Here is a 10,182-nt window from a genome sequence, read left to right as displayed (position 1 = left end):
CGCCCGGGGTGGTGTTGGCCGGCCCAGCTTTTCCGGTTGTTTCGGACCGTGTCGGCATTATTTAATCTGGGAACGTGCCCGTAAGCCCGGGAGGGGTGGCTCCGCATCGGCCTACCTTTCCGCGCAGGGTTCGCAGAAAGGCTTTTGACGTGAACAATTTCGGCAAGAATCTCGCGCTCTGGATCATCATCGGGCTGCTGCTGGTGGCCCTGTTCAACCTGTTCCAGAGCTCTTCCACGCGCAGCCCGCAGACGACGGTTCCGTTCAGCGAGCTTCTCGCCGAAGTGGACCGCGGCCAAGTGGCCGACGTCACCATCAAAGGTAGCCAGGTGTCCGGCCATTTCACCGACGGCCGGTCCTTCAGCACCTTCGTCCCGCCCGAAGCCGGGCTGGTCGAGCGGCTGACGCAGAAGAACGTGCGCATCAGCGCCGTTCCGGACGACAGCAACGTGCCGTCGCTGTTCTCCGTCCTGCTGTCCTGGTTCCCGATGCTGCTGCTGATCGGCGTCTGGATCTTCTTCATGCGTCAGATGCAGTCGGGCGGCGGCAAGGCCATGGGCTTTGGCAAGTCCCGCGCGCGCCTGCTGACGGAGAAGGTCGGCCGGGTCACCTTCGACGACGTCGCCGGCATCGACGAGGCCAAGCAGGAGCTGGCCGAAATCGTCGAGTTCCTGAAGGACCCGCAGAAGTTCCAGCGTCTGGGCGGCAAGATCCCGAAGGGCGTGCTGCTCGTCGGCCCGCCGGGCACCGGTAAGACCCTGACCGCGCGCGCCGTGGCGGGTGAAGCCAACGTGCCCTTCTTCACCATCTCCGGCTCCGACTTCGTCGAGATGTTCGTGGGTGTCGGCGCCAGCCGCGTCCGCGACATGTTCGAGCAGGGCAAGAAGAACGCCCCCTGCATCATCTTCATCGACGAAATCGACGCCGTGGGCCGTCATCGTGGCGCCGGCCTGGGCGGCGGCAACGACGAGCGCGAGCAGACCCTGAACCAGCTGCTGGTCGAGATGGACGGCTTCGAGGCGAACGAGGGCGTCATCCTCATCGCCGCGACCAACCGTCCGGACGTGCTCGACCCCGCGCTGCTGCGTCCGGGCCGCTTCGACCGTCAGGTCGTCGTTCCGAACCCGGACGTGCTGGGCCGCGAGAAGATCCTCAAGGTCCACATGCGCAAGGTGCCGCTGTCCCCGGACGTCGACGCCAAGGTCATCGCGCGCGGCACCCCGGGCTTCTCGGGCGCCGACCTCGCCAACCTCGTCAACGAGGCCGCGCTGCTCGCCGCCCGAATCGGCAAGCGCGTCGTCGGCATGGCCGAGTTCGAGGCCGCCAAGGACAAGGTCATGATGGGCGCGGAGCGCCGCTCCATGGTCATGACCGAGGACGAGAAGAAGCTGACTGCCTATCACGAGGCCGGTCACGCCATCGTCGCCATCCACCAGCCGGACAGCGATCCGGTGCACAAGGCCACCATCATCCCGCGCGGTCGCGCGCTCGGCATGGTGATGCGCCTGCCTGAAGGCGACCGCATCTCGCTGTCCCAGGCCAAGCTGCACGCCGACCTGCGCGTCGCCATGGGCGGCCGCATCGCGGAAGAGCTGATCTTCGGCAAGGACCGCGTGACCACGGGCGCGTCGGGCGACATCAAGATGGCGACCGACATGTCGCGCCGCATGGTCACCGAGTGGGGCATGAGCGACAAGCTGGGCCCGCTGCTCTACGGCGAGCCGACGCAGGAGGTCTTCCTCGGCCACTCCGTCACCCAGCACAAGAACATGTCCGACGCCACGGCCCGCACGGTGGACGAGGAAATCCGCCGGATCGTCGACGAGGCGTACGGCGAGGCCCGCCGGATCCTGACGGAGAACATCGACCAGCTCCACACCATCGCCAAGGGCCTGCTGGAGTACGAGACCCTGAGCGGCGAGGACATCGCCCGCCTGTTGCGCGGCGAGCCGCTGATCCGCAACGACGAGCGGGAAGGCTTCTCTCCGGCGCCGCCGAAGCAGCCGACTCCGACCTCGGGCCGTCGCCCGTCGGTGCCGACCACCAAGGAAAGCGGCGGGATGGACCCGGAACCCCAGGGCACCTGATAGCGGGCACTTGATCCACACCGCAGCTTAAGTCAGCGAAACCGGCGCTCTGAAAGGGGCGCCGGTTTTTCTTTGCCGCCTTCGGGCTGTACCTGTGTCCCGTACGTCTTGGCGGAACCACGGGGCGGGACCATCGTATTGAACTGGCGTGTTGAACTGGGTCGCCTCAACCGAAAGCGCCGCCGATGCTGTTCCTGCCCATCTACGATGATAACCCGACGCGGCGGACGCCGGTCGTCACCATGGCGCTGATCGCGCTGTGTGTGATGGTGTTCCTGTGGCAGCTCTCGCTGGGCGCGCAGGCCGGAAACCTTGCGGTCTATTCCTTCGGCCTCGTTCCGGCGGTGTTGTTTGGTTACGCCGAGTTGCCGGAGGCGTTGCGGGTCGTGCCACCCTGGATGTCCGTCGTTACCTCCATGTTCATGCATGGCGGCTTCCTGCACATCGCCGGCAACATGTTGTACCTCTGGATCTTCGGCAACAACGTCGAGGACAGCATGGGGCGGGGCCGCTTCGTGGTCTTCTACCTGTTGTGCGGGACGGCGGCGGCCCTGGCCCAGAGCTTCGCCGCCCCAACGTCCGAAGTCCCGATGGTGGGGGCGAGCGGGGCCATCGGCGGGGTGCTCGGCGCCTATCTGGTGCTGCACCCGCGGGCGAACGTCGGCGTCTTCTTCTGGTTCATCATCATCGTGCGCGTCATCAGCGTTCCAGCGGTGCTGGTGCTGGGATTCTGGTTCCTCGGACAAATCCTGAGCGGGGTCACCACCCCGACCTCCGACGACAGCGGCGGGGTGGCCTTCTGGGCGCATGTCGGCGGGTTCGTCATGGGGGCGGCGCTGATCCCTTTCTTCAAGCGGCCCGAGGTGCGGCTGCTGCAGCCACCGCACAGCCGTCCCTTCGAGGTGGTTCCGCCCGGCACCCGGCTGCGCCGCGGCAGCGTGCCGGAGGCAGGCGACCGCCGCCGACCCTTTTGATGAATGATAGAGTTTACCTATTGGTCTGTTCAGATCATTCGATTGGACCTGTCGCCGTCCGGCACGCATGCTGAAGCTGAACAAAAACGGCGATGTTTGGGAGATCGGCGATGACCAAGACCTTCAGCTTTGCCTGCATCCACTTCACGGTGGCTTTTACGGTCGGCTATCTGATGACCGGCAGCATCGCGGTGGGCGGCGCGCTGGCTCTGGTGGAACCGCTGTGCAACACGGTGGCCTATCACCTGCACGAGCGGGCCTGGGCGGCCCATGAACGCCGCAAGGCACAGGCGGCTGAGGCGGAGCCGGCGGGGGGGACCGCCGTTCCGGCTTGAAGGGATAAGTTCATATGCCCTCTCCCCTCCGGGGAGAGGGTTAGGGTGAGGGGGATGCGCTTATGCCGAGCGTACCGCTATGCGCACCCCCCTCACCGGCCCTCCGGGCCACCCTCTCCCCAGAGGGGAGAGGGTTAAAGAAGCCGCCCGTAAGCGCAGCGAGAAGATATGGATACCGTTCAGCGCGAACGCAGGTAGGCCAGCACCGCTTCCGGAGCGGATTCGCCGTAGGGGTCGCCGCCTTCTCCGGCGTCGTTGATGCCAGGCTCCTCGAACAGCTTCTCGATTACGCCATCGGTCACCACCATGGCGTAGCGCCAGCTGCGCATGCCGAAGCCGACATGGTCCTTGTTGATCAGCATGCCCATGCGGCGGGTGAAATGACCCGAGCCGTCGGGGATCAGCTTGATGTTCTTCACGCCGAGATGCTTTCCCCATTGGAACATCACGAAGGCGTCGTTGACGCTGAGGCAATAGACCTCGTCCACGCCAAGATCGCGGAACTCCGGGTAGAGCGCGTCGTAGGTCGGCACCTGCTGGTTGGAGCAGGTTGGGGTGAAGGCGCCCGGCAGCGAGAAGACGACCACGCGCTTGCCGGCGAACAGCTCGTCGCTGCTGACGTCCTGCCAGCGGAACGGGTTGGGACCGCCGACGCTTTCGTCGCGCACGCGGGTCTTGAACACGACCGAGGGGACTTTGCGTCCTTCCATGATGGTCTCCGGATCGAAGTGAAGCGGTTGGTGTGGGATGGCCTGAGCTTAGCCCTTCAACGGATTGACGAATACCGGCCGGAGCCGCCTGCGCGGTCTTGTCTCAGCCGGTCTTCGGATCAGGGCAGGAGCGCCTCCGCGAAGGGGCGGAAGGTCCCCTCGGTCACCAACCGCTTCGCCGCCGCGATGTCCGGCGCCATCGCTCGATCCTCCGTCCACACCGCCACACGCGCGCGCAGCAGCCCCCGCGCGCGCTCCAGCGCGGGGGAGGAGGCCAGCGGCGCCCGCAGGTCGATTCCCTGGGCCGCGGCCAGCAGCTCCACCGCGACGATTCCCGCCAGATTGTCGGCCATGTCCGTCAGGCGGCGGGCGGCGTGGGTCGCCATGCTCACATGATCCTCCTGGTTGGCGGAGGTGGGCAGGCTGTCCACGCTGGCCGGATGGGCCATCTGCTTGTTCTCGCTGGCCAGCGCCGCCGCGGTGACCTGGGCGATCATGAAGCCGCTGTTCAGCCCGCCGTCGGCCACCAGGAAGGGCGGCAGGCCCGACAGATGGGTGTCCATCAGAAGCGCGATCCGCCGCTCCGACAGCGCGCCGGTCTCGGCGATGGACAGGGCCAGCACGTCGGCGGCCATCGCCACCGGCTCGGCGTGGAAGTTGCCGCCCGACAGGATGTCGCCGCTCTCCGGGAAGACCAGCGGGTTGTCGGAGACGGCGTTGGCCTCGCGTTCCAGCACGCCGGCGGCGAAGCGCAGATGGTCGAGCACCGCACCCATCACCTGCGGCTGGCAGCGCAGGCTGTAGGGGTCCTGCACCGTCTCGTGCCCCTCGCGGTGGGAGTCGCGGATGCCGCTGCCCTGGAGGAGGGAGCGGTAGAGGGCGGCCACGTCGCGCTGGCCGGGCTGGCCGCGCAGCTCGTGGATGCGCGCGTCGAACGGGCCGTCGCTGCCCAGCGCGGCATCGACGCTGAGCGCGCCGGCGACCAAGGCGGCGGCGAAGCCGTCCTCCGCGGCGACCAGCCCGGCCAGCCCCAGCGCGGTGGACACCTGCGTGCCGTTCAGCAGGGCCAGGCCCTCCTTGGCCTCCAGCGCCAGCGGCGCCAGCCCGGCGCGGGCCAGCGCCTCGGCGGCGGGCAGCCGCTCGCCGTCCACGTCGGCCTCGCCCTCGCCGATCAGGACTCCGGTCAGATGGGCCAGCGGCGCCAGATCGCCGGACGCCCCCACCGAGCCCTTGGCCGGCACCACCGGCAGGACGCCGCGGTTGTAGAGCGTCAGCAGCGCCTCGATCACCGCCATGCGCACGCCGGAATGGCCGCGCGCCAGCGCGTTGACCTTCAGCGCCAGGATCAGCCGGACCACGCCCGGCGGCAGGTCCGGCCCGGTGCCGGCGCTGTGCGACAGGACCAGCCGCCGCTGCAACTCCCGCACCTGCTCCGGGGGGATGCGCTTCTTCGCCAGCAGGCCGAAGCCGGTGTTCACGCCATAGACCGCGCGCTCCCCGCCCGCCGCCTCCGCCACCGTGCGGGCCGAGGCGTCGATGGCGGCGCGGCAGCCGGGCGCCAGGGCCAGGACGGGCGGGTCGCGCAGGATGCGGCGCAGGTCGGGCAGGGCGAGATGGCCGGGGTCGAAGGTCAGCGTGTCGGTCATGCGGCGTTCCTTGAAACGGGGCGAACAGGGACGTCCTTCACATGAGGCGCCGTTGTCGTCTGCGCAAAGGGGGTGGTTTTCAGTGGCATTCCTGTGATGTCCCTCAATCTTCAGATTTCATTTACCAAAAACGCGCCAACTGACCTCGCCTGCATCCAGTGGGCACTGCCGCAAACGGTGACAATTGGAGGGCTGTAAATGCCTCGCCTGTTTTCTCGCGGGTCTGAAAAGACCAATAAAGACATGGCTCACGGGGGACGTTATTTCACCCGGGTACTCGTTGGTGCATTTATCTTCAGCGCCACCATCAATCTTCTGATGTTGGCGATGCCGCTTTATTCCCTTCAGGTCTTTAGTCGGGCCATTCCGTCCGGCAACATCGATACGCTGGTCATGCTGACCGTCATCGTCGTCATGGCCCTGACGCTGAGCGCCGCCATGGAAACGGTGCGGGCGCGCATCCTGGCCCGTGCGGGCAACGCGCTGGAGGTCACCTGGCGCCGCCGGCTGACCGCCGACGTGCTGGACGCCTCGGGCCGCGGCCGTCCGGACACCGCCCCGGTCAGCGACCTCATGGAGGTCAAGGGCGCGATGAGCCGCCCGTCGCTGCCGGCCCTGATGGATCTGCCCTGGGTGCCCCTGTACGTCATCGGCATCTACCTGATCCACCCGCTGCTCGCCGTGATCCTGGTCGCCGCGATGGTCATCATGACCGCGCTGGGCTTCCTGAGCAACTGGGCGGTCCGCCACTTCGCCGAGGACAGCAAGGCCCCGGCCAGCCGTTCGCAGCGCCTGTTCGACTCCCTGCTGTCGCGGTCGGAGACGGTGCGCGGCCTGCGCATGGGGCCGAGCGCCCTGGACACCGTGGCCCGTGACGCCATGACCACCTCCGCCCTGCAGGGCCGCTCGACCGAGCGCGCCGCCGCCATCGGCGCCTTCACCAAGTGGGTCCGCATGGTCATCCAGATCGCGGTGACCGGCGTCGGCGCCCTGCTGGTGATCGAGCAGCACCTGTCCTTCGGCGGCATGATCGCCACCTCCATGCTGGTCGGCCGTGCCCTCGCCCCGGTGGAGCAGAGCGCCGGCGCCTGGGCGCAGATCCAGAAATCCTACCAGGCCTTCCGCCGCCTGTTCCCGCTGCTGAAGCGCCTGTCCCTGGAGCCGGAGCGTCCGATCATCCCGGTGGAGCGCGAGCGCCTGACCGTCGAGAACCTGCTGTTCGTCTCCCCCCGCGACCAGAAGCCGATCCTGCGCAGCGTCACGCTGGCGGTCGAGCCGGGCCAGACGGTGTGCATCGCCGGCCCCAACCGCTCCGGCAAGTCGGTCCTGGCCCGTCTGCTGGCCGGTGTGGCGATGCCGTCGGCAGGCACCGTGCGGCTGGGCGGTCTGGCCGTCGCCTCGCTGAACCCGGAAACCCCGGAGCAGGGCATCGGCTACATGGCCCAGGGCGCCGATCTGCTGCCCGGCACCATCGCCGAGAACATCGCCCGCTTCACCGAGACGACGCGGGAGAAGGTCGAGGACGCCGCCAAGCGCGCCGGCATCCATTCCTGGGTCGAGAGCCTGCCCGGCGGCTATGAGACCGAGGTGACCGACCCGCTGTTCCCGATCACCGGCGCCTCGGCCCGCCTGATCGCCCTGGCCCGCGCCGGCTACGGCCGCCCGTCGCTGATGGTTCTCGACGAGCCGTCGGCCGGCATGGACGAGATCGGCCACAAGGCGGTGCGCGAGTTCATCGTCGAGGCGAAGAACCGCGGCGTCACCACCATCGTGCTGACCCATTCCCCGGCCTTCGTCGACATTTCCGACAAGACCTTCGTTCTGAAGAACGGCATGGCGGTCGAACTGCCGCAACGCCAGCAGGAGCAGCAGGGTCCGAACTGGGGCCGCCTGCGCAACATCGGCCCGGCGCCGGTGCAGAGCGCCGCCGGCTGACGCCGGAACCTCCAGACCAGCACCCCAGCACTTCCGGCGATCAAGGACCGATTGTTATGACCGACACCACCATGAACACCTACAAGACGAAGACCATGACGTCGATCGGCGCGCTGCGCGCGCTGGTTCCCGACACCCGGGTCAGCGGGCTTCTGGCCGGCGGCTTCATGGTGCTGGCGGTGGGCTTCGGCGGGATGACCGCCTGGGCCGCGCTCGCCCCGCTTCACAGCGCCGTCATGGCCTCCGGCGCGCTGGCTCCGGAGACCGGCCGCAAGATCGTGAAGCACACCGAGACCGCCCAGATCGAGGAGATCCTCGTCAAGGAAGGCGACACGGTGAAGGCCGGTCAGGTCCTGATGCGGCTGGACAGCACCGAGGCGGCGACCCGACTCCAGGTGCTCAGCACCTCCTGGCTGGAAACCCAGGCGCTGGAAGCGCGGCTGACCGCCGAGCTGTTCGAGCAGCCCGCCATTGAGTGGCCGGAGGAGTTGCTTCGTCGCCGCGGCAGCGACCGCACGGTGGAGAAGCTGATGGGCAACCAGGAAACCCTGTTCCAGGTCCGCCGCAACCAGCTCGACACCGAGGCCAAGCTGACCAAGGAGCGCGTCGTCACCCTGCGCGAGGAGGGCAAGAGCCTTCAGGAGCAGCGCAAGTTCCTGGCCCGCGAGATCCAGCTCATCGAAGACGATCTGCGCATCACCCAGGGGCTGCTGTCCCGCGGCAACGCCACCCGCACCAAGCTGGTCGAGCAGCAGAAGGAGGAGGCGCAGCTCAAGGGCCGTGACCGCGAGCTTGAGGCCCGCGTCGCCCAGGCGAACCAGGCCGCCGTGGATGCCGAGGGCGAGCTTCTGCGCCGCCGCAACGACTTCCGCGAAAAGGTTCTGGTCGATCTGGAGAAGTCCCGCGGCGACGTCATCCGCCTCGCCGAGCAGATCCGCGACGCCGCCAACCGGCTGGAGACCCGCGCGATCAAGGCTCCGGACGCCGGGACCGTCGTGATGCACAGCCATTGGGCCGCCGGGGGCACGATCACCGCCAACGAGCCGATCCTGGACATCATCCCGGACGACCGCGCCCTGCTGGCCGAGGTGAAGGTCCAGCCGAAGGACATCAAGTCGCTGACCGTCGATCTGCCGGTGAAGGTGCAGCTGACCGCCTATGACAGCCGGGTCGTCGGCTCGCTGGACGGCACGGTCACCTACGTCTCCGCCGACCGCGTGATGGACCCGATCACCCGGCAGGAATCCTACATCGCGCGGATCAAGCTGAAGGACAGCGACTCCCATCAGGTCCACAACCTGACGATCAAGCCGGGCATGCCGGTGGAGGCGCGCATCCTGCTGTCCGCCCGCACTCCGCTCGACTACTTGGTGCAGCCGCTGTCGCACTCCTACGTGAAGGCGTTCATTCAGGAGTAAGGGGCAACACGGCTCCGCGATGGTTCGGAAAAGGAAAGGGCGGCTTCCCCTGGGGGAGGCCGCCCTTCCTTGTTGGGCGATGCGGGATGGTTTCAGCCGCGCGGGCCGTGCAGGCGCCGCGCCGCGAGGTCCAGAGCCAGTTTCAACTGGGCGAGCGAATAGGGTTTGTTGACCACGCCCAGCGGGTAGGTCTCGGTGATGCGGGCCATGATCGCGTGGTTGGCGTAGCCGGACAGAAAGATGGAGCGGATGCCGTAGTTGGCGCGCAGGCGCCGCGCCGCCTCGATCCCGTCGCCACCGGCCAGCCGCACATCCATCAGCGCCACGTCGGGACGCTCGCGCCCGGCGATGGCCACTGCCTCCTCCTCGGTGCGAGCGGTGCCGCAGACGATGTGGCCGAGGTCCATGGCGGCCATGCCCACCGCCTCGGCGGCCAGGGATTCGTCCTCCACGATCAACAGACGCAGGGGACGGAGCTTCGCCGGGACGTCGTGCCGGGGGGAATCTTTCCCATCAGCCTGGGTGGCCGGGCCGCAGCGGTGCCGCCATTCCAGGCGGGGCGACGGTCGTACCAGCGTGTCCACATCATCCCGTGCCATGACCACCCCCATGCGTCGCCGCAGGTGTTATTGGTAAATATTCATTTACCAAATAAAGTGGTAGCCGCACCCATTTTGGAGTTCAAGGAAAATCGGTGTGACGTGGGTGCGTTCGGACGAGGTGCGACCTTCCCGCAACAATGGGGCGAAGGTGGAAGGTCAGCGCTTGGGGCGGCTCAGCCAGTCCACATTCCCGCTGCGGGGAGCTGCGCCGTTCACCCCCGAACTGCCCTTGCGCCCTGACAGTGGCGAGAGCCAGGAGGGAGCCGGGGCTGGCGCGGTGTCGACAGCGGAGTCCGGTGCCGGCGGGCGTTGCTGTGGCGCAGGGGCCGGCGCGCGTGGCACGAAGGGCGACAGAACGGGCGCCGGAGCCGGCGGCGTGGGCGTCTCCTCGCTCGCCGGTTCGGAGGCGAAGGACGGAGCCGGCTCATCGGACGGCGGCGGCGCGTAGGTCTGTGGTGCCGTTTGTGGTGCGGTC

General features: G+C 67.9%; 8 protein-coding genes. 5 read left to right on the top strand and 3 right to left on the bottom strand.

What is annotated here, in order from left to right; all coding sequences use genetic code 11:
- Positions 1 to 149: 149 nt before the first annotated feature.
- The 3 genes from ftsH (at position 150) to GBZ26_RS21920 (ending at position 3,396) form a co-directional block, all read left to right on the top strand.
- Positions 150 to 2,087 (top strand): ATP-dependent zinc metalloprotease FtsH, encoded by a 1,938-nt coding sequence (gene ftsH / locus GBZ26_RS21930; RefSeq protein WP_035673193.1) that lies wholly within the window; start codon positions 150 to 152, stop codon positions 2,085 to 2,087.
- Between the two features lie 185 nt (positions 2,088 to 2,272).
- Positions 2,273 to 3,061, top strand: coding sequence for a rhomboid family intramembrane serine protease (locus tag GBZ26_RS21925; RefSeq protein ID WP_246653583.1), 789 nt, complete (start codon positions 2,273 to 2,275; stop codon positions 3,059 to 3,061).
- Between the two features lie 110 nt (positions 3,062 to 3,171).
- Positions 3,172 to 3,396: a DUF2061 domain-containing protein gene (locus tag GBZ26_RS21920; protein ID WP_174440672.1), complete on the top strand. Its 225-nt coding sequence runs from the start codon at positions 3,172 to 3,174 to the stop codon at positions 3,394 to 3,396.
- 179 nt (positions 3,397 to 3,575) lie between these two features.
- Here GBZ26_RS21920 and GBZ26_RS21915 read toward each other — a convergent pair whose 3' ends face one another.
- Both GBZ26_RS21915 and hutH read right to left on the bottom strand, forming a co-directional pair.
- Positions 3,576 to 4,106, bottom strand: a complete 531-nt coding sequence (locus tag GBZ26_RS21915) for a peroxiredoxin (protein WP_174440671.1) — start codon at positions 4,104 to 4,106, stop codon at positions 3,576 to 3,578.
- Between the two features lie 119 nt (positions 4,107 to 4,225).
- The gene (gene hutH / locus GBZ26_RS21910; RefSeq protein WP_174440670.1) at positions 4,226 to 5,752 is read right to left on the bottom strand and encodes a histidine ammonia-lyase; all 1,527 of its coding nucleotides are present in this window, start codon (positions 5,750 to 5,752) and stop codon (positions 4,226 to 4,228) included.
- A 198-nt stretch (positions 5,753 to 5,950) separates the two neighbouring features.
- Between hutH and GBZ26_RS21905 the strand changes: the two genes are divergently transcribed.
- Together GBZ26_RS21905 and GBZ26_RS21900 are read left to right on the top strand one after the other, a co-directional pair.
- Entirely contained in the window at positions 5,951 to 7,687 is a 1,737-nt protein-coding gene (locus GBZ26_RS21905; RefSeq protein WP_344918931.1) for a type I secretion system permease/ATPase, read from the top strand.
- Between the two features lie 56 nt (positions 7,688 to 7,743).
- Complete coding sequence (locus GBZ26_RS21900; RefSeq protein WP_174440668.1) at positions 7,744 to 9,105, top strand: HlyD family type I secretion periplasmic adaptor subunit; 1,362 nt, start codon at positions 7,744 to 7,746, stop codon at positions 9,103 to 9,105.
- A gap of 92 nt (positions 9,106 to 9,197) precedes the next feature.
- On the opposite strand, the gene GBZ26_RS21895 is transcribed toward GBZ26_RS21900, so the two are convergent.
- On the bottom strand, positions 9,198 to 9,704 hold the full coding sequence (locus GBZ26_RS21895; RefSeq protein ID WP_174440667.1) for a response regulator: 507 nt from the start codon (positions 9,702 to 9,704) through the stop codon (positions 9,198 to 9,200).
- Positions 9,705 to 10,182: the final 478 nt, after the last annotated feature.

Source organism: Azospirillum formosense (genome assembly GCF_013340925.1).
GTDB classification, from domain to species: domain Bacteria; phylum Pseudomonadota; class Alphaproteobacteria; order Azospirillales; family Azospirillaceae; genus Azospirillum; species Azospirillum formosense.
The sequence above is the reverse complement of the archived record's forward strand: the minus strand, read 5'-3'. Positions and strand labels throughout refer to the sequence as shown.